The following is a 23730-nucleotide window of genomic DNA, read 5'->3' as shown; positions in this document are numbered from 1 at the left end:
CTCGGGGAAAACCGTTACAAGAATTAATCATGGAACCCTTGAACTGATTATACTTTTGTCAACTGCTAAAACTATCTCTTTTTTTTTGTTTTTTCTCCGGTACCTTCTTAGTAGTCAGCACTTTTAAAGCATCTTTTACATCTTTTGCAAATTGGATTGGATTTTCAATTTTTTCAAAATGGATATACATCAGCCTTGGATCATCAAACAACCAATGATTATGAAAGCCGGTCACAAGGATATTGTGTTTCTGAAGCTCACTAATGAATGGATTGATCTCTTCCTGCAGTATTACCGTTTCTCCGCTGCAGAGAGCTTTGCTATCTGATCCTAATGATTCAAAGGCAAACATTTGTGGAATTAATAAAAACGAGTTTCCTCTCCTTCCTAGAACCTCAGGCATAATATTTGTTCGGGATTTCATCACAATACAAGCACCATTTTCAAATGAATGCATACTACCAGCCAAAATTTGATTGAACTCTTCACAAAGTTCTTCTTCGCGTCTATTCGATGTTTTTTGATCTTTTTGGTAACCTCCAATATTACGAGTGGTCAACACCTTCAATGCTTTTCTTACTTTCTTGGCAAAAGTTAAAGGTTTTTCAATAGATTCGAAATGCATATACATCAATCGCGGATTTTCAAACTGCCAATGATTATGAAAGGCAGTTACAATGATTCCCTCTTCCCTTAATCTTGCCATAAATGGATTCGCTTCTTCCTGGAGGAGGACTGTTTCGCCAAGACACAAGGCTTTTCCATTTTCATCAAGGTTTTCAAAAGAATATGCCTGTGGTACAAACATAAAGGAATTAGCTCTCCGTCCTAGTACAACCGGGTGAATATTTGTACGAGATCTTGTTGCAGTACAAACACCATTAACAATAGAAGGAGCCGCCCCAAGAATTTCAGCAAATTTTTCACAAAGGTTATCTGGATGAATATTGTTCATGTTTTCCAATTACAAATCATCTCCCAAATACAATTTTCTAGGTATAGTATTCAAGAAGACACAGGAGAGGTACAGATATATACCCTTGGAGTTTTGTCAATAATATCATTGCTCTAAAAAACTCTAAAGATAGAAGACAACAAAGCCGAGGAGAAGGAATTTCAAATGGTTTACAGCTGGTCTTGTTGGAGATTGAATGAAGAGTAATTGCTTGGTGTCAAAGCACAAAGTAACCTATGGAGTGAATACAAAAAATCATATAAAGTTGAATTTCTTCACCAGATTTAAGGGATACTGTGTAATTAGTTTTTGCGGTTATTTCGCTGGAAGAAAGATTATTACTAATTTAGAACCTATTAAAGTTATGCCCGGATGCATCAAATTCCTTTGAATATATTAATAGTAGTGAAAAGAAAGGAGGGAAATACTTTGGGTTGCAATAACGAAAACAATAGAAGAAACTCAAATCGTAGGGATGAATCAAGTTCAAGCTCTCAAAACCAAAAAAGGCATAGGGATGAATCAAGTTCAAGCTCTCACAACCAAAAAAGGCATAGAGAAGAATCAAGTTCAAGCTCTCACAACCAAAAAAGGCATAGAGAAGAATCAAGTTCAAGCTCTCACAACCAAAAAAGGCATAGAGAAGAATCAAGTTCAAGCTCTCACAACCAAAAAAGGCATAGAGAAGAATCAAGTTCAAGTTCTCACAACCAAAAATGCCATAGAAATGATGAATGGTGGTAGTACAATAACTATAAAGGTCAATTTTTGAAGACATATAAATTTTTTAATCTTCAGCAATCGAGCGCTTTTCTGAAATTAGGAAAGCGTCTTTCTTCATGGAAAGGGCAGAAGAGTTGAATAATAATAAAATGAAAATAAATTATTGGCAATTCGTATATTAACAAAAACACAATTCTAAGGTTGATATATCAAAACAAGAGATGCTGTACATATCATCGATGAGTTACTTCATCCTTAAATAAAAATTTAGCTGATGAAGGTTGGTCTTTTTTAAGTAAAAACATGAATGCCAATCTTTTTTCAAAACGGCTGGGTTTATTATTGGAAAAAGTAAATAATAGAACGCACAAATAAGAAAATAGTTGTGCGTTCTTAGTTTTAATATGTTTACCCTAACTTAATATAATTCGAGAGCTAACTTTTTTATTTCTGTTATACAAGAGGCTTTTGAATTAAAGTAGCGAATTCAAGATTATGAACATGTCCATCATCTAGAGTAGTTGTCCCTGAGACAAAGTGTACGTGTTTCCCATTGCCAACATCAATAGCTAGACCTGTTTCAATTCCTACCTCATGATGATGATCTAAAAAGTCAGTATTAGTGAGTAATACATGTACATGACTGTCACCTCTAGGAATAACTTCAGAAGTTACCCCTGCGAAACGATGGTTATGTCTATCTTCTCCTTCTTCCGCTAATTTGGTACTTGCTTCGAATTCATGTACATGAGTTTGTTCTGTTTCAGACATAAAATTTGACCCTCCTTGTATTTTGATACGTTCCATCTTATTAATAAGGAGGAGGATTTATGAATTAAAAGAAAAAATTCAAAAACATAACTATATGTATTGACGATAACTGACATATTCACATAAAAATTTCTAAGCAAAATGAATAAAATGTTCAACTTTTAGGGGTCAGATTATTTCCTACCTAAAAATCGGGGTTTTTTTACTCCAGAAAAGGACAATTATAGAATATTCCGCAAATTAATGCAGTACTCTTTTATTGGATAGAAATTATTTTTTCTATGAAATTAAAATTTTTAATTTTAGTCTCAGAAAATTTTGTGAATTCAGTTTCTATAATAAGCTTCTCAACAACTTTGATTGCTTTTTGTACGTTAATTTCTCGCCCACTAAACATCCTTTTTCATTATAGATAGAAGTACTTCATTCATACTATTACCCCCAAAAAAAGAACATGAAAGGGGGAGGTATAGCCGAATGTACAATCTATTATCTGCTTATTAAATGCATTTAATTTCAATATAAATGCAGATTACCGATTGATTTAGGTAAATTCATGTAATTAGATAATGTACTACACCAGTATAGTGGGTAACGCCATAGCATATAAACAATCTAAATAATATTTTTAATCGTATTGACTTTCATTATCCAAAGGAATATACTTTATTCGAATTTAATTGATAATGATTTTCATTTTCGGTTGAAGAAATCAATTTAGAATTTAAAAAATTATTTAGACAAAGGTGGGAAATATGAGAACCAAGCTAGTCACTACGCTTATGATTTTTACTATGGCTTTTATCATCTTACCATTGAACAGTTTTGCAGCAAGTGCAATAGATGATATGAAGCATGCAAATGAAATCCTTAACCAGAGTATTCAATCTGTGGACAAGGAAGAATTAGAGGTTGCCTCGAAGCAGTTTAAAACATTTACTTCAACCTGGTTATCAATTGAAGATGGAGTTAAAAACAAATCTCATGATGCATATCGTGATATTGAAGATCAGATGGGACAAGTTGAATTTGTTTTTGCTCAACAACCAATTAATCAAGACAAAGTGAAAAATGCACTATTAGAGCTAAAAAATACAAATGATAAGTTTATTAAAGGGGAGTATCCCGAAACATCAATTAAAAATGGCGATAATTCAGTTCAAAAAGGAAATGTAGCTGATTTGGTCACATTACTAAATCAATCACTTGCAAAAATAAACAAAAATGATATTGAGGGAGCAAAAGGAGATATCGAGAAATTCAGGAAATCATGGCTGAATATTGAAGGAGTCGTCCTTACTCAATCTTCTAAAGTTTATACTGACGCGGAAAGAGATATGGTTTCGTCATACGCGATGCTTTCATCAAAGCCAGCTAATGTTGAAGGAGCTAAAAAAACGATTGAAGGTATGCGTGATTATCTTTCACCACTTGTCTCCAAGACTAGTTATAACATGATGGATGTTATTACAATTCTTCTGCGTGAGGGTTTAGAAGCATTGCTTGTCGTTGTTGCATTACTCGGATTTTTAAGGAAATCAGGTTATGCGGAAAAAGGTAAGTGGATTTGGTTAGGGGTAGGTACTGGGATTGCAGTCAGTATTATTCTTGGAACTATTGTAAACCTATTATTCTCTTCAGGGGCATTTGGAAATAATAATTTCTTAATATCAGGATGGACAGGCGTTTTTGCAGCCGTTATGCTCCTATACATGAGCTATTGGCTACATAGTAAATCAAGTATTTCAGAATGGCAAAAATATATTCATACCCAAAGTACAAAAGCATTGGAAAAGGGGAGCCTATTATCTTTAGCCTTTCTTTCATTTCTCGCTGTTTTCCGTGAGGGAACAGAAACCGTTTTATTCTTTATCGGAATGGCTTCTTCCATAAAATTAGCTTCATTATTAATAGGTATCGCTATTGGTTTACTAATATTAATTGTTGTATCTTATCTCATACTTAAACTTGGACTAAAAATTCCAATGCGTCCATTTTTCATGGTATGTAGTATTCTAATGTTTTACTTATGTATCAAGTTCACTGGTATGGGGATTCATGGATTGCAGCTAGCGGGTCTATTACCTGCTACTCAAGCCCCTATTCCCAATGTTGACTTTTTCGCTCTTTATTCAACTTGGGAAAGTTTTATTCCTCAGTTACTATTAGTAGTTATTGCTGTCATGATTGTAATCATCAATAAAATAAAAGATAACAAATTAAAATCTGGAGGACACTAAAATGAAAACTCGTAAATTTATTTTCCCTATAATAATAGCAACTTCTCTTGGATTGGCTGCATGTAATGGAGCCAATACCAATAATACACCGAAAGAAGAACAGTCATCGAATGTATCGAATACAGCTCTTTCAATCAGCGAGGGTGCAAAAGAAATGCAACAAACTATTAAAGATTTAAAGACACAAATTGTTAAAAAAGATGCTACACAAGCAAAAGTAAGTGGAGAAAACCTAGAAAAGACTTGGCAAAAGTTTGAAGATGGTGTAAAAGAAAAAAATGCAGATTTATATGGGAAAGTTGAAACTCCATTGCACCTCATTGAAGCAGGTGTAAAATCTCAACCACTTGATGCAACAACCCTTAATAAAGCAGCTGATGAACTTAATTCAGTCCTGTCTGAAGTAGGAAAATTAAAATAAGTTATTTAGCAGTATACAGAGTGATCTACACGTTGTTTCAATAATTTCCTATAGATTACAGTTTGTGAGTATTGCGATTTTTGGATTATATATTTATTAGCTTTGTTTTAAAGTAAAACAAGACACTCCCAATTTTATTTGGGAGTGTCTTTAGTATTCTTCAAAAAGCTATATAACTGAATTTTTCCCTTTAATAAAGGCTATTTTTCATGAACGCTGTACCAACAATAATTAACAGGATGAATAGGACAACAATTAAAGCAAAGTTGTTTTTATTGTCGTAACCACCTTGAAAGTTATCATAATCCATGATGTCCCCTCCTTTTTTAGTTCTAATACTAAAATATGTTAAGTATATGGTTTTGTTTGGTTGGTTTACACAGTTCTGAAAGCCTTGTTAGTATATTCTGATTTTATTTCAGAGAATATTTTTATGTTAAACCAAACGTAACTATGCTTTAAAGGACTAATTAATTAAAAGAAGAGTTATGTTATGAAATACATCGAATTCAATGATTAAATAAATATCGCTTTTTTAGTACCCATATTCTTACCGAAGTGGGGTATTTTTTTATAAGGGAAACTTTTTAGTGGAGGTTAACTATTGATAAGATTCACAAATGATCATGTATTATGGAAATTGTAATAAATGTTAATAAGATTATTGTTCAAAAGCGTTATCCCCCATTAAACGTTTTGCAATGGTATATCCGATTAGATACGCAGATGCAGACGTATTACCATCAACTGTAAAAGGAATGATTTGTGCATCAGCAACCATTAAATTATTGACGCCATGTACATTGCCATCACAATCTACTACACCACCTTTATCAATAGGGGCCATACGAAGAGAGCTTTGTTGATGGTGATTATGATCAAAATTTTCTTTAATAAAGTTTTCAAGTTCTTCATCATTATCAATAGTCTTAAATGTTGGATTTACAAGCTGATAATTTGGGTCGATTTTTGAAAGTTTTTCCGCAATACCTTTAATATAAACTCTGTAAATAGCCTTTATTGCTTCTAGGTCATTTTCATTTTCTAAGAAACCTTCATCCGCAAGGACAATTTTTAAAGGGTCGTTATTTTGCATTTTAATGGATCCTTGGCTTTTTGGTTGTAAAAATAAAATAGCAATATTTAAACTTCCTTCTAAGACAATCCTAACGAGTTGAACTCCTCGGTGGTGATTGTTACTCCTATTTAGTGGATTTGGTAAAAAGGCACCCCCTGTATAAAGAGAAAATGGATCGTTCTGAAGCTGCGGAATATCATTTGGATTCACACTAAATGTAGCGGTGTTTAGGGTGTGATTAGTCAAATTTTTCCCTACATTTGGATTGCTAAAAATAACAGGGATACCGATCTGAAGTAGGTCATTTATAGGTCCGATTCCGGATAACATTAACAGTTGAGCACTGTTTATACCTGCTGAAATAATTACTTTTTTACGGGCAAAAGCCTTGGCTTTTTTACCTTCCTTTAGAAATTCAATACCTATTGCCGTTTTCTCACTAAATAAAATACGAAGTACGGTTGAATTATAAATAACCCTTAACTTACGTCCATTCACCCCGTGTCCATCGGGAGTCGCAATGTCTGAAGATAAAAATGCGGTTGAAGAACTTTCACGCTCTTCATTATTCTTTTGATATAGTTGCCATTGAGTGAAAGGGCCAATGGGGGTTTCTGGATTATTATAGTCAAGAATTTGTTTATAACCTGTAGCTTGTTCAATCGCAGAAACTAATTTTTTCGTCATAATTGGTGGATCGTTAGGGGCTTGCCTGATATTTAAACGACCATTGAAGCCATGAAATTCAGAACTACTTGTTTCACCATGAAAGTTTTCTAACTGTTTAAAGCTACGAATTGCTTGTTCAGGGGACCATAAGGAACCTAAAAGACGTTCCCATTCTTTTAAAACTGCTGATGTAGGTCTAACATACTGTTCACCATTGATTGAAGAACCGCCCCCAGAAAAGCCTCCCCGTCGTCCATTCAAATGTTCTGTCATCTACCCCAGGTTGAGGTACTCCTTCACCTTGCCAAAAATATTCTGCGAAAAATTGATCTTCTAATTCAAGCAAATCTTGAATTTCGAATTGGCTGATCTCTATCGTTATTTTCTCCTGCTTCCAAGATTAATACTGAAGTTTTTTTATCGTCTGTAAGTGCTTTAGCTATAACTGCACCGGCTGGTCCCGTCCCGACAATAATAAAATCATACATATTATATGAATCTTTCGAATCCATTTTACTATCTCCTTTTCTATATTTTATTTATCTTATAAAAATTAGAGGGAAAGTAAATAATAGAACGCACAAATAAAAAAATATTTGTGCGTTCTTTGTTTTAACCCTTGTATACCCAAAGGGTTAGTTTGATTAGGACTGAAATTAAAAGATTTTAGTTGTTTTTTAATTAAAATTTTATTTAAATTGTGCGTCAGGAAAAACTTGTTTTCCCGCTATAACTGTGTCTATGGGGAGGAGTGGTAGTAGCGCTGTCTACAGTAGTAAAGCCACTAAACTCATGATAATGACCGCCGTTAGATAGGGGGATTGCTGGTCCAGTAACCCCACGAATCTCATGTCGATGTTGATCATCGACAGATGTAAAGGTAAAATAGCGATGAGTGTGTGGTACACCACTTGGAGCTGGTTCAGTAGTTCCGGCATATTTGTGATTATGTCCTATTTCAAAAGAAGTGACGCCTCTAAATTCGTGAACATGAGTAGGGACAGGTCTCCCATCCCATTGATTAATAAAAAGCTGATGAGAATGCATTGGATCTGAATCATCCGAATGATACATGAATCCAGAAATAGGGATTTCCAAAAGTACAACTCCTTTTTGCCTTTTTAATACTATATGTATGGGAGGAAAAAATGCTTCTAACTTATGTCAATAAATAGGTTAGGTAGTAAAAATACTCCACACCTCTAGATTTATCACTTGATATGCTTGATTAATAATTCATTTGCGAAGTTTGTAATTAACTAAAAAAATAATTATTTTATATAAGGTCAAATTTAGTTAGTCTATTAAAGGGCGCTTTTCTGAAATAAGGAAAGCGTCTTTATTCATGAATAGGGCCAGATTGTCGAGTAACTTACTTTAAATTTAAATGGAAGGTTAAATTTCATCTTATTATCTTTACGTTCCTACGATAATAGTGTCCTCTATATTGTACGATTAATAATCGTAACTTCCACCTACGTTATCGTATTCATACTACATATTTTTACCTCTTTAACTCTACACTATTGTCCATTTCAACACTAATTTTAATCATATATTATTACTAAAAGTGAGAAGTAGCGTCTAATAGTTTCGAAATGGAATTTACTTAAGAAAGGAGGTGATATTATGTATCCTTTAGATAGATATCAAGGTGAGGAAGTTGAAGTAAGAGATTGTCATGGAAGGGTACACTTTGGCGTAATAGAATGGGTAGATCCACCACGAGGAGGAATGTTCCTTCGCACACGATTCAACAGAAGAGTTTTCCTTCCCTTCTTTTTAATTGCATCTATTTTTTTGTTAAGGAATAGAAGACGTATTTTCTAAGGAAGAACCTTAAATAAGTGAAAATATTAGAATTGGAATTTGATACAAAGGTAAGATAAGCATTCGAAAAAAGCCTATGAACATAGAATCATGGGCTTTTTTTATATATATTTTCTGTTAGTGGCTAGTATTTTCCGAAAGTAAGGTGTTATTTTAAAATATCTTGAGGTGGGGGATCAAGATAGTTAGAAATGTTTAAAGTTAGTAATGATCTTTCATGAACGCTGTTCCTACAATAATTAATAGGATAAACAGCACAACTATTAAAACAAATTCGTTTTTGTTTTCTTTGCGACCAGAATCGTAACTTCCCTCAACATAGCTAGACATAATAAATTCACCTCCTTTGTTAATAATAGTTTATGAGTTTCTACTCTACCTAAAAGGTATAAGTGCGGATATCATAATAAAAATTATATTAGGAAGTATTTTGCAATTAAAGTAGTAAAATTTATGGATACTAAAATAAAGCTAGACCAAAAAAATGAAAAGATTGAACACTTAATAAAAGCTATTAATAAAGAAAATAATAATTAACAGGATAAAGAGATGGGAGACCCATCTCTTCTTTATATTCAACAATCGAGCGCGATTCTCTAACACAATGAAATGCGTCTGTTTTCATTTAAGGGCCAAATTGCCGAATAAGGATTATTGAAAAATGGTAGTTTTTTAAGATAGTAAGATCGAAAGTAAGTAATACTTTCCTTGACCCTGTACTATGGTACAGGGTTTATACTATATATGAGGTTAGATAGATGCTATATCGTATTGGGGAACTGGCTGAAAGGTGTGAAGTTAATAAGGAGACCATTTGGTATTATGAGCGTTTAGGTTTAATTCCAAAACCTTATCGTACCGAAAATGGATACCGAATGTATTCCCTACAAACGGTTGATCGATTGAAATTCATAAAACGGCTGCAAGAATTGGGATTTACCTTAAATGAAATTGATAAATTGCTAGGAGTTTTCGATCATAACGAAGCAAAGTGTCGTGACATATATGATTTTACTGTTCTATCTAAGTATTGAGCCTCCGCAACAAGTACAATTTATCTTCCAAGTGTTGGGGAACCTAAGGTTGTGAGAGAAATATACATCTGTAAAAGCGTATCAGTTCGGACAAGAATTCGCCTTCTTCCCAACTCAACTTTTTTCAGGACAAGTAAACGAAGTGGAGTTTCGCTTTGCTTACGAAGAATCTGGAGTTCGTGTGTGGATGGAGGTAGATTGCCGGAAGAGATTCCATTAAATCGAAGAAAAACGAGAATTCTTTTTGGAACAATCCGTGCTAAACAATGAATCATAAGTGACTGAGTTGTTAAAACAGTACATTACAGAAGCAGTAGGATTTGAGGAAGAAGCTCTGGATGGAGAGGAAGATAAGGACTTCGGAGATATTTTTTATAATGTCGGTGACGAGTATTGGTAAAAAATAAAGGGGATTGCCGAATAGTAATGTAGGTAGTTTCGCTGTCATGGAGAAACATAAGAAATAATCTATAAAATAGAAGCCTAAATCACTATGATTTAGGCTTTTCTAAGTAACGCCATGCATGGGTGTAATCTCAAGGGTTTCAGTCCCGAACCGTGAACGTAGAAGGAACGATTTCACTCTTACCCTGGAGGTCTGATGGATACATGAAGTACTCTTTATGCCTTACTTAGTGATAAGTATCTGAACCATCAAATGTCAGTAGAGGTCATATTATGAAGAGGTCTAGAACAATTTGTAAGGACCAACAATTAGGAGAGAATAGACCTTAATAATCAATAAGTCATGCTGAATATTTTTTTAATATTTTGTTTATATCTCTAGAAATGTTCATGCTTCTATTTTTATGCAATCAGTATTTTTCTTCAAACTCAGATTTACTATAATTGGATGCTTCCTCTTTAATAAACCGCGCGCAATTTAAACCAATCATTTGTGATGGGAGAGAAGTATTACCATCTGGCAAAATAGGAGAAATAGAAAGGTCTGCAACTTTCAGATTTTTAGTCCCAAAAACGTTTAGATACCCATCAACCACTCCGTCTTTAATCCTTCTTGCCATCCTACATTGTCCGCCAAAATGAAAAATATTGCGATACGTTGCTCTAACATATTTAGCAAGCTCTGCTCTTTTTTTCGATCTATTTCTTATTTCAAAGATATCTTCGGAAGGATATACTACCTTATAAATACCGTTAGGATCTTGTCTTCGAGCTTTCTTCATAATTTTGTAAATTTCAATATACTGATCGATCATAAATTCTAAGTCATTCGGATCTTGCAACGGATTGAGATTAACGGATGGATATGCTTCAGGGTCGCTGTGAGCAGCCAAAATCGTTCCTCTGCTTCTCGGGTTATTGTCAAAAGGACCAATACTCATAATGTTTGTCTTTTTATTTCTATCAAATGTCCAATTGTTCTCGAAAACAACTGATTGTGGAAGAAAAGAAGGGGTTGTGCTGCTATAAATTTGTAAACGTCTGCCTCCGGTTTTCCCTTCTCCTTTATGAGCACCTAATGGAAATGGAAGGTCAGGGTCGGCCTGAATCAATTCTAGAAGTCGACTAGTTTCTACTTCAACTCCGACTCCACCAGTAAATTGCGCTTGGAAGTTATGTCCAACATTTGGACTCTCTATCAATGTTGATACACCAATTCTTTCTAGATCACTAGATCTTCCAATACCAGAACGTTGAAGGATGACAGAAGAAAAATTTCCGGCAGAAAGGATAATTCCTTTGTTTGCATAAGCTTTTTCCGTGATTCCATTTTTGACATACTCAACACCTACAGCTACCTGAACTTCTCTAACTTGTTTAAAGAGAATTTTATTGACCGTTGTTTTTGTGAAAATGGTTAGCTGTCTTCCACCAACCCCAAATTCATCAGACTGGTACTCATTTCCTGGTGTAACAACATCATTACCTAAATATCCAGTTGCTGTTGATGATCGAACAAATTTTCCTTTCACCTTTTTGTTCATAGCCTGTGATTTATAAAATGTACAGTCTTTTACGCCTGTATTATAATCTTCAACAATTGGGATATTTAATACTGCCGAAGTTGCCCGTGCCAATATTTTCGTTAGTCCATTTTTGCGTTCGGGAATAATTTGTTGTCTAACATGTATGGGTCCTTTTCTTCCTCGTTGATCTTCATCTTGTGTTGCACCTGTATACGTTTCGTTCTTTTTGAATAAAGGACTAATATGATCATAATTCCATTGAGGTCCAACGAGTTTTCCCCATTGATCATAAAGTTCACTACTTCCTCTAACTGCATACATGGCATTATGTTCAGAGCTTCCCCCAATTGCTCGGCCACTTGAAATCCGCAGCTGACTATTTATATTCGGTTCTATTGTAGACATGATATTAAAGGAATGTCTGTTATCAGTAGCTAATAGGCCTGAGCCTGCATTGGAAGCACTGCTTAACTCATCTCTCATGTTAGTCCCTGGCTCAAGTGTGAGTACAGAAGTCTCAAAATCATCTGATAGTTCTTTCGCGACAACACCCCCGGCAGTTCCTGCACCAATGATTATATAATCATAGAGATTTTGTGTTTTTTGTTTTGCCTCAACCATGACTGTCACCCCTAGGAATAACTTCAGAGGTAACCCCTGCGAAACGATGGTTATGTCTATCTTCTCCTTCTTCAGCTAATTTGGTACTTGCTTCGAATTCATGTACATGAGTTTGTGTCTCAAACATAAAATTTGAGCCTCCTTTTAAATTGATTATTACGTTCCACCTTATTAATAAGGTGGGGGATTTATGAATAAAAAGATAAGAAAAAAATTAGAGAACATAACTATGCATATAGATGATTACTGACATGTTCACACATAAAGATCATATTAAGTTATTTCATAAAGGGCGAGTTTATTTAGAAACGGTCTTTTAAACAAAAACGACTAGAATGAAATAAAAAATTAAGTACACTATTTAAAAGCAGCTACTGTGGTTATGGTTATGAGCGTAGAGATAACAAGAATGAATTTACTTTAATTGTTGTACTGTTTATTCAAATAATTATTGTTGGGGTGTTAGCTTTATGAAGAAGGATTATTACTAATTTAAAACCTATTAAACTGCTAATGAAACATACAAAGGTAGCCTATTTCATTCATTCTTCAACTAAAGGGACGGACTAGTTGAAGAATCGTCTTTAGCTCTTATTGAACAAACGGGCTTCATAAACCGAAAATAAGTCTGCAAATAAACAAAACGCCGTTTTCCCGTTTGAAAATCGACTTTAAATATTTTTGGTTTCTCCTACAAATGTCTAAACTTATATAAGAAGAATTCATTTAATATATTGAGAGGAGTTGATGTATTAGATGAACAGTAAAAACAGTAAAGAATTTAAACACTTTGCTTCTGAGATTGTGGGTAATGAGGTAGAAGTTATCACAAGTGATGGGACATTTACAGGGACACTTGAATATGTCGGAAGTGATAGCATCATTTTGTTAACTAGAAGAAGAGGTAGAAGAGTAAGAATGGTAATTCGTATAGCTTTAATAATTGCTCTTTTTAGTTTATTTACTGGTCGCAGCTTCACACTAACCCCGAATTCAGACGAACAGTAATAAGTAGCACCGTAAGGATGAAAAATACATTATTAATAAGGTATATGCTTTATTAAAGTAATTTCATAAAAAACATCTTGAATAAATCAATCCATCGGTCGCGATTGCTATTTAACAACATTGGGAGAAAATGATTAATCTTTTTTATAAAAATCAATCAAAAGACTCCATTTTGATCAATCTTTTTTTAAATGGAGTCTTTTTATTTATAGTAAAATGCTAGTTTGTGAGAAATTTTTGATCAAACTTTATTCCAAAGAAACAAGAGGCTTTTCTTTTAGTGTAATTTTGAAGTTGGAAACATATTTTTAGAATTAGAAGGGAATACTTAAATTAGAAAAGACAAAAGAAGCAGTCACCAAGTGATTTCTTATACACTTAGGTTAATCCTCGCAAATTAACAAGAATTATAATCGTTATGCTCACATAGATTCTTCAATATTTAATCCGATGTTGATCAATCATATTTAAGATTTTTTCACTATCCTTATTAGCCATATTAGTATAAATGGAAGTCGTTTTAATATCGTTATGGCCCAGTTGATCCCGTAGCAAAATGTTAACTATACTAAATCAAAATTTATAAAACGTCTAAAACCATTGGTACTAAAGGGTTTATGGCGTTTTTTTGTTGTATCCTATTGGAAAGGAAAGTTTATTTAACACTACTCTTGCTAAAGCGACATTCAAAGATAGGCTTTTTCATTCTTTCTTCAATTAAAAGGGCTGACTAGTTGAAGAACCGTCCTTAGCTCTTATTCTACAATCGAGCCATATAATGGAGAAACACCTTAATAGAAAATCTGATATTTGTGTTAAAATTTACGAAACATTGTGAAAATATGTTCTTATGCCAATGGACAGGTAAGTTGAAGAAGCAGAAAGGGGAATAACGTTGGAAAGAGTCAATTTCTTAAATAATAAGTCACTTTACGAAAAAGCAGAGAAAACTTTTTTTAAACACAAAGCATTAATTGAAAAGCTACTACCTGAAGCTGATGTGCAGCATGTGGGAAGTACAGCTATTCCAAACAGTATTACAAAAGGAGATTTAGATATTCAAGTGAGGGTTAATGTGAACATTTTTCCTAATGCAGTTAAAGAACTTGCAAAGTTATATGAATCAAATGAGGGCAGTGTGAAAACTGAAACCTTTAGAGCCTTTAAGGATGATTCGACTGTTCCTCCAGTAGGTGTACAATTAACTGTCATAAATTCGGATTTTGATTTCTTTTGGAAGTTTCGCGATGTCTTACTAATGAATGATAATTACCGAAAGGAATATGATAATTTAAAGAGGAAATACGAAGGCATGGAAATGGCAGATTACAGAGAAGCCAAGAATAAGTTCTTCGAAAAAGTGATGGCTTCTCCAGAATATAAAAATATTTAAATAAGGTGCTTTCTATAATAAGGTTAAATAAAAATGATGTTGAAAGCAACTATATTATTTTAAAATGGCAAGGGTAATTATGGTAGAATTAGATAAAGAATCAATATTAAAAAAGATTTTTTATTAAGTGGGGTTGTAGTACATAATGGATATGTTTTCATTTCTTCAAGATAGATACTATAAAGAAATAGAAAGAAAAAACGCTTTAGAAAGTAGGGCACAGCACCATTTAAGTATTTGGATTATATTATTATCTGGTTTTGTATACTGCTTGAATAAATCGTTAGACTTAAAAGTTAGTGACTCATTTACTACGATAATAAATATTATGCTAATTGCAACATTTATATTTATAATTTGGTCTGGAATAGTGATCTATTTATGTTTCAAAGGAAGAAACTTTGGTTATTTTGGCAAAAGTACGGGATACTTTAAGTACTATAATGACTTATCGGCTTATTATAAAAATAAAGAACCGAATTTGACTGATGAAATAATTGAAGAATATATTTCAGAACAAATTTCTGAAAGTACTGATAATAACATTATATATAATGAAAATAAAACAAAAAAATTAATAGAATCAATAAAGATGATTTGTATAACAGCGATTTTTTTAGGCGGAAGTTTTTTCTTTATATTTACAGGGCTAAAGGATACAGATGATAATATTAAAGTAGAAATTATTGAGAAAGAAACAAATCATACACAAGTAAAAAGTAATGAAAATAATATTTTTATTAATAACAAGGACTTTCAAGTAAGATTATTGAACATTAATCAGGGAGGTGATGATAAGTGAAATTCAATTCTAATAATGAAAAAGATCAAGACAAGCCACCACAACCACCAAAAGAATCTGAAATAAGATGGATTCAAGATGGTTTCTCATATGATGATGAGAAGAAATTAGCAAATGGCAATAAAATTAATGGTAAAAGAAGATAAGATAAGTAGTTATCAAATGAAAGGCTCTAGTATAATTACTAGCGTCTTTTTTAAAGAAATCACCCGTTAAAACTACCATTTAATGAGGCGGAATTAGCGATTCGAAAAATAGAAACGTCAATAACACAGACATTTTTATCTATGCCCTATTTATAGCCTTTCTAAGGTTTCTAGATTCAGTATGACAAACAGGTTAAAATGATTTTTAAAACCTGTATATAGAACGCTAGAACGTATGTTTTTTGTGGAAATAAAAAACACTCAAATTAATGAGTGCTTTAGATATAAAATTGAGTTAATGATTAGAAATCAGGGTGAATTTAATTATCATAACGATAATCATCATCTATTTGACTTTCAATATATTCTTTAGAAACTAAATTTTGCATTGAAACAATAATGTCTAAACGCTTAAATGTTTGTAGGAATCCTTTAAAATAAGGCATACAATCATCAAAAGCTGGTAGTATATTTGAAGCAATCAAAGCTTCATATGTGAAACTGTATGTTCTTTATCATCAAGTTCATACTTAAATGTAATTGTATCTTTTAAAATCCAATCTTTATACATAGGATTTTCTTTTAATAACTTTTCTAACTTTTTTTGATGAATTTCTTCAATTAAAAAATACTTTTCCATTTTAAAAAATCTTTCGTCATTTAAAAAATTATATTCTACTTGCCATAATAAAAAATCTCCTTTTTACTTGCTTTTTTTAATTACACATAGGTTCTATGGTATTAATCTGAAAGTGTAAAAAGGATTTGTAAAAAATTTTATTTGAAGCAAAAATAAAAAGGCACTACATAGCCCCCATTAAATTACATTATCACTATCCAAAATTATAAAAATATAAAAGCATCATAAATAATAGCGCACTAAATAACCCCATTAGAAATGTGAGAATTCTTTTTATTAATAATGGAGAAAGGTGATAGGTAAGGGATAATATCAGTTCAATTAAACTTGAAGAACCACCTGTATAAAGATTATTAAAATCTTTTTTCTTTCCAAATATAGCAAACCACATAAGAGATAATCCCATTATTGAGAATATCGTAAAAACAACATTTGTCCACATTTTAGCTACTCCTAATTATGTATTACTTATTAATTTTAATCTATTCATAGCACTAAAGAAAACTATATCTTTTGGATAATGTAACAATGCTGCAATTACTGATTAATTGTGTTAGGAAAATGAGGTATGAACGCGCTTATTTCATATAAGGGACATAAAAAGCGAGGTGATTTGGTGAATAAGTTTAAAGAAGAAATTATTAAGCATCAATTAGATTCAATAGAGTTTGTAAAGTCATTGAACGCTTTGAGTGAAAAGGAATGGAGAACTCAAATTGAATATGGTAAATGGACAGTGGCAGAAATAATTGGACATTTTAAACCTTGGGATGAATTTGTTTTACATAAACGGCATGTTGATCCATCTTATTTAAGATTTTTTCACTATCCTTATTTGCCATATTCGTATAAAGGGATGTTGTTTTAATATCATTATGGCCCAGTTGATCCCGTAGCAACACGTTAACTTGATATTTTTAATTAAAGATAATGCGCCTAAACTCATGTATTTCAAGGGGTTAGGCTCTTTTCGTTTCTTTTGTGATGACACTGAAAGTTTATTTAACACTACTTCTGCTAAAGTAACATTCAAAGGTAGCCTTTTTCACTCTTTCTTCAACTAAAGGGGCAGACTAGTTGAAGAATCGTCTTTAGCATTATTCAACAATTTGGCCATATTCTTGCATAAGGCTTTAAATTAAATTGGATATTTATGTTAAAATATAGAAGGAATTGTGAAGATATAACAGAGAAAAAGAGGATTGATTATAACTATGTCTAATGAAGAGGTTTTATTAAATAAAGTTTTAGATGCGAGTTCTAATACAATTTGGGATGAATTGAAAAAGATAAGAGAGTCTTCAGAAATAGAAAAAAAGACTATTAGACGTAGATGGGTATGGGAACTGATTCAAAATGCATCAGACTGTACACCGAAAGATAAGAAAATAGATATAAAAATTGATTACTCTAATAATCAAATTATATTTAGTCATAATGGACTGCCATTTTCGTATGAAAATTTATTAGATTTAATCACACAAATCTCCTCTAAGCAAAGTTCAGAAGAAAAGAAAACAGGCAAATTTGGAACTGGCTTTATGTCAACTCATTTATTATCAGAGATTGTACAAATTGAAGGGTCGTTTATTCAAAAAGATAGTAAGTATACAAAATTAGAGTTCACTGTTGATAGATCAGGAAATGAATATAGCGATATTAAGAACAAAACTAAAACTATGTTAGAGCAATTAGATCTTATAAGCAGAAACCAAGAGGAATTACAAGAAAAGTATGAGGATACAAAATTCATTTATTCAATAGAGGATGATGACATAAGAGAAGCAGTAGAGGAAGGGATAGGAGATTTAAAAGAGACTATACCTTATGTATTAACTTTTAATGAGAATATCAACTCTATTACATACAATGGTAATTGTTACAAGAAGGGAAATGAAAAAACTTCAAGTAAAAATGACAAGCTAAAAGTTGTTCAAATTAACGCTTCTGATAGAAATAAAGAGTTGCTAATATTAAATGAAAATACTGTAACGATTGGTTGTGCTATTGAGCGTAAAGACGATAAGTTATATTTCTTACCAATTTCCAAAACTATGCCAAAAGTTTTCTGTGAATTTCCTCTATTAGGAACTGAAGAATTTAGTTTTCCTATAGTCGTTAATTCAAATTTATTTGACGTAGAAAGAGATAGAAATGCTATTAGAGATAGCAATCATTTAAATAACGAATTAATACAAGTAGCTCTCTCTTTATACAAGGAATTAATAGATTATTGTTCAAAAAGTGCAATGACAAGAAATGAATTTAATATATGTATTTTAAAAAAATCAACTTCATCAATTATTCAAGATAATAGTTACAGAGAGATCAAAGAATATATTGATAAGAGTGCAATCATTCCTATTCATAATCATATGGAAGGTTCAAAGCGATTGGCATTTAAAAATAGTGATGGACAAGTGGTAATAGGCATACCATCAACAGAGGAAAAGATTCATCAAGACTTATTTTGGGATATTTTATCAAATTTAAAAACGTTTCCGATACCAACTAAAGATACTTATAAAGGTTGGGATGCGGTGTTTGAAGGTAATGTTCGATTTTCTTGGATAAACGATACTTATTTAAAAGATTCAAATATTGATAAATTAGTCGCTTTTTTGAAAGATACAACCCTATTTTTAGATTGGTTGAATGCTTTTTATGCTCTCTGGATTAAGGATGAAGGTCTTGAGAAAGTTGTAGAATCAGTATTTATACCGAATCAAAATAATAATTTTGTGAAATTTGATAAGATTTACTCCGATAAAAATATAGATGATGAACTAAAACAGATTTTAACATTATTGGGTGGGAATATTAAAGGGCAGTTATTACATCAAGAAATTAACTCATTTGAAAACTATTTTAAAGAACACCCAAAAAAAATTAAGAATAATGAAATATGCTCTGATCAAATTGAGTCTAAAGTATCAGAAATTCTAGGTAAGGAAACTGTGGATAGGACAGAAAGAGAAGAATCTACTCAAAGAGTATTTAATAGATTAACAAATTGGTTCCTATCGAATCCTGAAAAATCAAAAGAGTGGTTTGAAAATTTATATCCGAAGAGAATGATGCTGTCTTCCCCAGAAGAAAATCTAAGAAGATATAAAATAGCCGAGAAAATAGAAGAAAACAATATTAAGTATGAAGAATTAGATGAAATTATTAATAATCGAGATAAAATAATGGAGATTATAACTAACTCTGAACTGAGTAAAGAAGATATTATCGATCAATTAAAACATGTTATTACCTCATCCGAAGAAATGAAACGCTATGTTGAGAAATTACTACAAAGAAGTACAGAAAATATTTTTAAATATTTAAGCAGACTTAAAGATTATACACTTCCAGCAACTTTAGAAGAATGGATGAATGAAAAGTATTCTGATACGGTATTTCCAGCTAAGTATAACGGAAATGATTTTAGAATCGTTATTCGTCCAAGTGATTATCAAAAAATAATATTTTATTATGATGAAGAATTAGAGGCTTTAGATGATGTCAACTATCAATTGTGGACGGATGATGGAGAAGTACAACGAATGGTTACTTTAGGTGATTTGCTTAAAACAACAGGTATATCTAAAATTCCATTGACTAAGTTATAAGAGAGGTAATTTTTAGTGTTTAGAACAATTAAAGACATTGAAAACAAAATAAGTACAAACAATAGACAGAATACAACATATATACACCCAATTGCGAGTCATGAAGAAATAGCAAAATTAATTGTTGCATACTCGAACAGTAACGGTGGAGATATAGTCTTTGGAATACGAGATGATGGTAAAAGATTAGAAATAAAGAATTTTCCCTTTAGATTTGATTTGGAGAGAGTTCAAAATTTGATAGAGGGTATTATAGATATTAAAAGTGAGTACTTTACTTTAAAAGGCATTAAGTTATATTATATTTCTATTAATAAAGCAGAGGAATTTGTAACAGTAAATAAAACGATTTATAAAATTGGTAATAGTGGAGTGGCTGAACAGATGAAGAATCAGAAGATATTTATTTCATATTGTTGGAATGATGTAGCGTTTGCTGATTTAATTGATAATGATTTCAAAATTATGGGGTATACTTTGACTAGAGATGTTCGAAACATTAAGTTTAAAGATAGTATTAAAGATTTCATGAAAACTATTGGGAAACAAGATTTTGTTATTAGTATTATTAGTGACCAATATTTAAAATCAGTAAATTGTATGTATGAGATATCTGAAGTTATGCGTTCGCGTGAATATAAAGAGAAAATGTTATTGGTAATACTAAAAGATTCTGATAAAGAATTTTTACCTTCACTTTCAGAGATACCGACTACAATTGCAGCTAATATATATTCTTTTGAGCAAAGGATAGGATATATATCTTATTGGGAAGAGAAAGAAAAGGCATACTCGGAAATGATTCGGAAAATAACTCAAGATACAAATAAGATTGAACCTTTACAGGAGTTAAAAAGAATAAAGAGTATCTCAAATAACGTCAGTGAATTTTTATCTGATATAAGTGATTGGAACAATACTAATTTAAGTGACCTAAAAGCATCTGACTATACTGCTTTTATAAAAGAAATTAACCAAAGTGTTAACTAAATGATTGCTTTGAATTCATTTAATGCTATATACATAGTGGAAAATTGATATTTTAATCAATCTTTTTTATAAAACCAAACTCCACATAAAAATCAAACCCACGCATTTTGATCAATCTTTGTTCAAAATGTGTGGGTTTTTTCTATAATAAAATCAACGTTTGCAAAATGCTTTTAATAGAACTTTAATAGAATGCAACATAAGCTAACGTACCCCTACTTGAAGAAGGTTTTTTATGTTACCGTACGGAATTTATCCGTTATATGGGCAATAAAGGAGATAGTAATTATGAGTAAAAGCAAACCAGTCGATAAATTAACCTTAAAGGAGGAGAGAAGACGTAAAGTTTTGGATTAGTCCAATGTTTATTTTACCTACTCACCAAGGAAAGGGGATAGCTCAGAAGGTTATAAATTTAATTGAAGGTATGTTCCCACAAGCAACTACGTGGGAATTAGCTACAATATTAGAGGAAGAACGCAATTGTTATTTATACGAAAAAATGGGTTATAGCAAGACAGGGATTAGCAAGAAATTAAACGATAACGCAACCCTTATATTTTATAAAAAGGTCTGTTAAAACACAAAATAGCTTGTTAGGATAACGGGTGCTTTAATAAGGCCCTTGAACGATCTTCCGCAAACGGGCGCTTTTCTGAAATAAGGAAAGCGTCTTTCTTCATGTAAAGGGCGAGATTGTTGAACAGGTTTTCCGTTAATAAAGATTTGAAGGGTTATATTTAAACTCACAACTAATGTTATAATATAAGTTAAATATTACCAATGTCAGGGAGGGTAACTATGTCGCAAATAATGACTGAAAGAATAAAATTAGAAGAAGTATCCGAAAAGGATATTGATGGAATTTTTACACTATATTCAGATACAGAAATTATGAGATATTTCGGAAGAACGCCAATAAGTAACAAACAAGAAGCATTAGAAATTATATTACAAAATATAAGTATGAAAGATGAAGGATTAGGAGTAAGATATTCAGCGTACTTAAAAGATACAGATGTCTTTGTTGGTATAATCACTTTAAAAAGATATGATGCAAGAAATAGACGGGTTGAGATCGATTATATTGTGGCAAAAGAACATCAGAGAAAAGGTCTTGCTTCAGAAATGTTAAAGCTTTTTCTCGAAGATGTATTTAAAAAATGGAGGTTAGAAAGAATTTCAGCTTTTGTATTTTTAGAAAATGAGCCTTCATGTAAGTTATTAGAAAAGTTTAATTTTAACAAAGAAGGTATCTTAATTCATTGGACTTGTGTCGATGATGTTTTTTATGACTCATATTCTTACAGTTTAATTTTATCTGATTTTGAGAAGTATCATAATTACTGATCTAATAATAAGAATCATAATCATTTTAAGCAAATCTAACCGATTAAAGTCATAATGTGCTAATTCAACAATCGGGCGCAATTCTTGAAAAGGAATTGTGCCTTTTTCAGCAATAGGGCCAGATTGTTGAAGAGCTAAAAAACAAATTAGATGGAATTATAGTGTAAGTTGGTGTATATTAAAAGGAAAAATTTAACTTATATTCAAAGGGGTTGGATGATGCTATGGAAAAGCTAGAATATGAATGGGTAAAACATACACGTCAGATTTTATTAGACCAATGTAGAGAATTAAATGAAGGTGACTTTACTAAAAAGTTTGAATTTGGTTCTCAAAGTATAAGAGATTCTTTAGTTCATGCTGCAGGCTGCTATCATGCTTGGTTAGGTTCCTTTGTACTTTCAGAAACATCAACACCCTTATTTACCAAAGAAGTAATTGAAAATCAAGTATGATATTCATTAACGGGCGCTATCCTTGATAAGGATAGTGCTCATTTTTCATTTAAGTGCCAGATTGTGGAGGAAGAAAAATTAGTTGAAAGAGGAATTTCATTCTATTTCACAGAACTATTAATTAAATTAATAGAATGTAGGTGTTTTTGTGAGTAACATTATTAATTATTACAGTAAATTTGATGAGTGGGGACGACTGGATAGAGAACCTATTGAATTCCAAGTAAATTGGCATTATATAAAAAAGCATTTACCAAAAACAGGATATATATTGGATAATGGTGCAGGACCGGGGAAGTATTCAATGGAATTGGCTAAAGAAGGTTACACTGTAACATTAACTGATTTAACACCAAACTTAGTTGGAATTGCAGAAAATAAGGCACAAGAACTGAATTTAGAAGAGCATTTTAATGGATTTTATGTTTCTGATGCTAGAGAACTTAATAACATAAAGGATGAACAGTTCGATGGATCATTAATGCTTGGTCCAATGTATCATTTACAGGAAGAAAATGACCGTATTAAAGCAGTAAAAGAATTATATAGAGTGACAAAAAATGATGGAATTGTTTTTGTTGCCTTTATGCCCAGAATTAGGCACATTCTTACATCACTTATCTCCCCTGAATCGTGGAAACCTAACGATAGTATTGATATGATCAATCAGTTTGATAAATCAGGTGTCTTTAATCATGCCGATGAAGGTCGGTTTACAGAAGCATATTATATTAATATTGAAGAAATCAAACCATTTATGGAATCATTCGGATTTGAGAGTTTAGAATTAATAAGTTCAAATGTAGGAGCAATTTTAACGAAGGAAAACTGGAATTATTGGAGAGAAAAAGGAGAACAAGAAGTTGGTAAAATAATAAGTTTACTTATAGAAAAAGCAGCGGACCCTTATATCCATGGAATATCATCACACTTACTTTATATTGGTAGAAAAATTGGATAATAAGAAATTGTTTTTTTCTTAATCAACCCGTCATCATTTATGCAATTAAAGAAATAGAATTTCTTGAACTATAGGAGTGCATTAGTTAAACAACG

At 31.9% G+C, this 23730-nt stretch carries 22 protein-coding genes and 6 pseudogenes; 18 read left to right on the top strand and 10 right to left on the bottom strand.

Annotated features, from left to right (window positions below; genetic code table 11):
• Positions 1-58 precede the first annotated feature (58 nt).
• Positions 59-955, bottom strand: coding sequence for a DUF1259 domain-containing protein (locus ACWV26_RS11700; protein WP_455898239.1), 897 nt, complete (start codon positions 953-955; stop codon positions 59-61).
• A gap of 475 nt (positions 956-1430) precedes the next feature.
• On the opposite strand from ACWV26_RS11700, the gene ACWV26_RS11695 reads away from it, so the two are divergent.
• Entirely contained in the window at positions 1431-1727 is a 297-nt protein-coding gene (locus ACWV26_RS11695; protein ID WP_455894920.1) for a hypothetical protein, read from the top strand.
• Positions 1728-2131: 404 nt separating this feature from the next.
• Here ACWV26_RS11695 and ACWV26_RS11690 read toward each other — a convergent pair whose 3' ends face one another.
• Positions 2132-2449, bottom strand: coding sequence for a YmaF family protein (locus tag ACWV26_RS11690; protein WP_455894919.1), 318 nt, complete (start codon positions 2447-2449; stop codon positions 2132-2134).
• Between the two features lie 755 nt (positions 2450-3204).
• Here ACWV26_RS11690 and ACWV26_RS11685 point away from each other — a divergent pair.
• Both ACWV26_RS11685 and ACWV26_RS11680 read left to right on the top strand, forming a co-directional pair.
• Positions 3205-4689 (top strand): FTR1 family iron permease, encoded by a 1485-nt coding sequence (locus ACWV26_RS11685; RefSeq protein WP_455894918.1) that lies wholly within the window; start codon positions 3205-3207, stop codon positions 4687-4689.
• Between the two features lies 1 nt (position 4690).
• A complete protein-coding gene (locus ACWV26_RS11680; protein ID WP_455894917.1) occupies positions 4691-5110 on the top strand; it encodes a hypothetical protein in 420 nt (139 codons plus the stop codon).
• Positions 5111-5300: 190 nt separating this feature from the next.
• On the opposite strand, the gene ACWV26_RS11675 is transcribed toward ACWV26_RS11680, so the two are convergent.
• The 3 genes and pseudogenes from ACWV26_RS11675 to ACWV26_RS11665 all read right to left on the bottom strand — a co-directional run bounded on the left by ACWV26_RS11675 (position 5301) and on the right by ACWV26_RS11665 (position 7955).
• The gene (locus ACWV26_RS11675; RefSeq protein WP_455898238.1) at positions 5301-5423 is read right to left on the bottom strand and encodes a YjcZ family sporulation protein; all 123 of its coding nucleotides are present in this window, start codon (positions 5421-5423) and stop codon (positions 5301-5303) included.
• Positions 5424-5771: 348 nt separating this feature from the next.
• A pseudogene (locus ACWV26_RS11670) lies at positions 5772-7369 on the bottom strand (GMC family oxidoreductase).
• Positions 7370-7562: 193 nt separating this feature from the next.
• On the bottom strand, positions 7563-7955 hold the full coding sequence (locus ACWV26_RS11665) for a YmaF family protein (protein WP_455894916.1): 393 nt from the start codon (positions 7953-7955) through the stop codon (positions 7563-7565).
• Positions 7956-8486: 531 nt separating this feature from the next.
• On the opposite strand from ACWV26_RS11665, the gene ACWV26_RS11660 reads away from it, so the two are divergent.
• Positions 8487-8687: a hypothetical protein gene (locus ACWV26_RS11660; protein ID WP_455894915.1), complete on the top strand. Its 201-nt coding sequence runs from the start codon at positions 8487-8489 to the stop codon at positions 8685-8687.
• Between the two features lie 201 nt (positions 8688-8888).
• On the opposite strand, the gene ACWV26_RS11655 is transcribed toward ACWV26_RS11660, so the two are convergent.
• Positions 8889-9017: a YjcZ family sporulation protein gene (locus tag ACWV26_RS11655; RefSeq protein ID WP_455894914.1), complete on the bottom strand. Its 129-nt coding sequence runs from the start codon at positions 9015-9017 to the stop codon at positions 8889-8891.
• A 428-nt stretch (positions 9018-9445) separates the two neighbouring features.
• Here ACWV26_RS11655 and ACWV26_RS11650 point away from each other — a divergent pair.
• Both ACWV26_RS11650 and ACWV26_RS11645 read left to right on the top strand, forming a co-directional pair.
• Positions 9446-9709 (top strand): annotated as a pseudogene (locus ACWV26_RS11650) (MerR family transcriptional regulator); the annotation flags it as partial.
• A gap of 97 nt (positions 9710-9806) precedes the next feature.
• Positions 9807-9941 (top strand): annotated as a pseudogene (locus ACWV26_RS11645) (sporulation protein); the annotation flags it as partial.
• Between the two features lie 595 nt (positions 9942-10536).
• Here ACWV26_RS11645 and ACWV26_RS11640 read toward each other — a convergent pair.
• Both ACWV26_RS11640 and ACWV26_RS11635 read right to left on the bottom strand, forming a co-directional pair.
• Complete coding sequence (locus ACWV26_RS11640) at positions 10537-12273, bottom strand: GMC family oxidoreductase (RefSeq protein ID WP_455894913.1); 1737 nt, start codon at positions 12271-12273, stop codon at positions 10537-10539.
• Positions 12272-12400: pseudogene (locus ACWV26_RS11635) on the bottom strand (YmaF family protein); the annotation flags it as partial. The pseudogene ACWV26_RS11635 and the gene ACWV26_RS11640, both read right to left, overlap by 2 nt.
• A gap of 287 nt (positions 12401-12687) precedes the next feature.
• Here ACWV26_RS11635 and ACWV26_RS11630 point away from each other — a divergent pair.
• The 5 genes and pseudogenes from ACWV26_RS11630 to ACWV26_RS11610 all read left to right on the top strand — a co-directional run.
• A pseudogene (locus ACWV26_RS11630) lies at positions 12688-12747 on the top strand (hypothetical protein); the annotation flags it as partial.
• A gap of 282 nt (positions 12748-13029) precedes the next feature.
• The gene (locus tag ACWV26_RS11625) at positions 13030-13281 is read left to right on the top strand and encodes a hypothetical protein (RefSeq protein WP_455894912.1); all 252 of its coding nucleotides are present in this window, start codon (positions 13030-13032) and stop codon (positions 13279-13281) included.
• Between the two features lie 895 nt (positions 13282-14176).
• A complete protein-coding gene (locus tag ACWV26_RS11620) occupies positions 14177-14674 on the top strand; it encodes a GrpB family protein (protein WP_455894911.1) in 498 nt (165 codons plus the stop codon).
• A 145-nt stretch (positions 14675-14819) separates the two neighbouring features.
• Complete coding sequence (locus ACWV26_RS11615) at positions 14820-15476, top strand: hypothetical protein (RefSeq protein ID WP_455894910.1); 657 nt, start codon at positions 14820-14822, stop codon at positions 15474-15476.
• The gene (locus ACWV26_RS11610) at positions 15473-15622 is read left to right on the top strand and encodes a hypothetical protein (RefSeq protein ID WP_455894909.1); all 150 of its coding nucleotides are present in this window, start codon (positions 15473-15475) and stop codon (positions 15620-15622) included. Before ACWV26_RS11615 ends, ACWV26_RS11610 begins: the two co-directional genes overlap by 4 nt.
• 481 nt (positions 15623-16103) lie before the next feature.
• Here ACWV26_RS11610 and ACWV26_RS11605 read toward each other — a convergent pair whose 3' ends face one another.
• Positions 16104-16262 carry a hypothetical protein gene (locus tag ACWV26_RS11605; RefSeq protein WP_455894908.1) on the bottom strand — a complete coding sequence of 53 codons (159 nt, stop codon included), beginning with the start codon at positions 16260-16262 and terminating at the stop codon, positions 16104-16106.
• Between the two features lie 193 nt (positions 16263-16455).
• Positions 16456-16704, bottom strand: a complete 249-nt coding sequence (locus ACWV26_RS11600) for a hypothetical protein (RefSeq protein ID WP_455894907.1) — start codon at positions 16702-16704, stop codon at positions 16456-16458.
• Between the two features lie 174 nt (positions 16705-16878).
• Here ACWV26_RS11600 and ACWV26_RS11595 point away from each other — a divergent pair, with 174 nt between their 5' ends.
• From ACWV26_RS11595 to ACWV26_RS11565, 7 genes and pseudogenes are all read left to right on the top strand, one after another.
• Positions 16879-17130, top strand: coding sequence for a hypothetical protein (locus ACWV26_RS11595; protein WP_455894906.1), 252 nt, complete (start codon positions 16879-16881; stop codon positions 17128-17130).
• A gap of 346 nt (positions 17131-17476) precedes the next feature.
• Positions 17477-19879: a sacsin N-terminal ATP-binding-like domain-containing protein gene (locus ACWV26_RS11590; RefSeq protein WP_455894905.1), complete on the top strand. Its 2403-nt coding sequence runs from the start codon at positions 17477-17479 to the stop codon at positions 19877-19879.
• A gap of 15 nt (positions 19880-19894) precedes the next feature.
• The gene (locus ACWV26_RS11585; RefSeq protein WP_455894904.1) at positions 19895-20869 is read left to right on the top strand and encodes a TIR domain-containing protein; all 975 of its coding nucleotides are present in this window, start codon (positions 19895-19897) and stop codon (positions 20867-20869) included.
• A 343-nt stretch (positions 20870-21212) separates the two neighbouring features.
• A pseudogene (locus ACWV26_RS11580) lies at positions 21213-21449 on the top strand (GNAT family N-acetyltransferase); the annotation flags it as partial.
• 221 nt (positions 21450-21670) lie between these two features.
• Positions 21671-22219 carry a GNAT family N-acetyltransferase gene (locus tag ACWV26_RS11575; RefSeq protein ID WP_455894903.1) on the top strand — a complete coding sequence of 183 codons (549 nt, stop codon included), beginning with the start codon at positions 21671-21673 and terminating at the stop codon, positions 22217-22219.
• Positions 22220-22443: 224 nt separating this feature from the next.
• On the top strand, positions 22444-22674 hold the full coding sequence (locus ACWV26_RS11570) for a DinB family protein (RefSeq protein WP_455894902.1): 231 nt from the start codon (positions 22444-22446) through the stop codon (positions 22672-22674).
• Between the two features lie 148 nt (positions 22675-22822).
• Positions 22823-23635, top strand: a complete 813-nt coding sequence (locus ACWV26_RS11565; RefSeq protein WP_455894901.1) for a class I SAM-dependent methyltransferase — start codon at positions 22823-22825, stop codon at positions 23633-23635.
• Positions 23636-23730: the final 95 nt, after the last annotated feature.

The organism is Rummeliibacillus sp. JY-2-4R, assembly GCF_053847205.1.
Note: the sequence above shows the minus strand (reverse complement) of the source record. Positions and strands in the feature narration are given on the sequence as shown.

What these genes read in the sequence shown, in the direction of transcription:
- ACWV26_RS11700 (WP_455898239.1), bottom strand. Translation starts at nt 955, where the DNA reads ATGAACAATATTCATCCAGATAACCTTTGTGAAAAATTTGCTGAAATT.
- ACWV26_RS11695 (WP_455894920.1), top strand. Translation starts at nt 1,431, where the DNA reads ATGAATCAAGTTCAAGCTCTCAAAACCAAAAAAGGCATAGGGATGAAT.
- ACWV26_RS11690 (WP_455894919.1), bottom strand. Translation starts at nt 2,449, where the DNA reads ATGTCTGAAACAGAACAAACTCATGTACATGAATTCGAAGCAAGTACC.
- ACWV26_RS11685 (WP_455894918.1), top strand. Translation starts at nt 3,205, where the DNA reads ATGAGAACCAAGCTAGTCACTACGCTTATGATTTTTACTATGGCTTTT.
- ACWV26_RS11680 (WP_455894917.1), top strand. Translation starts at nt 4,691, where the DNA reads ATGAAAACTCGTAAATTTATTTTCCCTATAATAATAGCAACTTCTCTT.
- ACWV26_RS11660 (WP_455894915.1), top strand. Translation starts at nt 8,487, where the DNA reads ATGTATCCTTTAGATAGATATCAAGGTGAGGAAGTTGAAGTAAGAGAT.
- ACWV26_RS11655 (WP_455894914.1), bottom strand. Translation starts at nt 9,017, where the DNA reads ATGTCTAGCTATGTTGAGGGAAGTTACGATTCTGGTCGCAAAGAAAAC.
- ACWV26_RS11640 (WP_455894913.1), bottom strand. Translation starts at nt 12,273, where the DNA reads ATGGTTGAGGCAAAACAAAAAACACAAAATCTCTATGATTATATAATC.
- ACWV26_RS11625 (WP_455894912.1), top strand. Translation starts at nt 13,030, where the DNA reads ATGAACAGTAAAAACAGTAAAGAATTTAAACACTTTGCTTCTGAGATT.
- ACWV26_RS11615 (WP_455894910.1), top strand. Translation starts at nt 14,820, where the DNA reads ATGGATATGTTTTCATTTCTTCAAGATAGATACTATAAAGAAATAGAA.
- ACWV26_RS11605 (WP_455894908.1), bottom strand. Translation starts at nt 16,262, where the DNA reads ATGGAAAAGTATTTTTTAATTGAAGAAATTCATCAAAAAAAGTTAGAA.
- ACWV26_RS11600 (WP_455894907.1), bottom strand. Translation starts at nt 16,704, where the DNA reads ATGTGGACAAATGTTGTTTTTACGATATTCTCAATAATGGGATTATCT.
- ACWV26_RS11590 (WP_455894905.1), top strand. Translation starts at nt 17,477, where the DNA reads ATGTCTAATGAAGAGGTTTTATTAAATAAAGTTTTAGATGCGAGTTCT.
- ACWV26_RS11575 (WP_455894903.1), top strand. Translation starts at nt 21,671, where the DNA reads ATGTCGCAAATAATGACTGAAAGAATAAAATTAGAAGAAGTATCCGAA.
- ACWV26_RS11570 (WP_455894902.1), top strand. Translation starts at nt 22,444, where the DNA reads ATGGAAAAGCTAGAATATGAATGGGTAAAACATACACGTCAGATTTTA.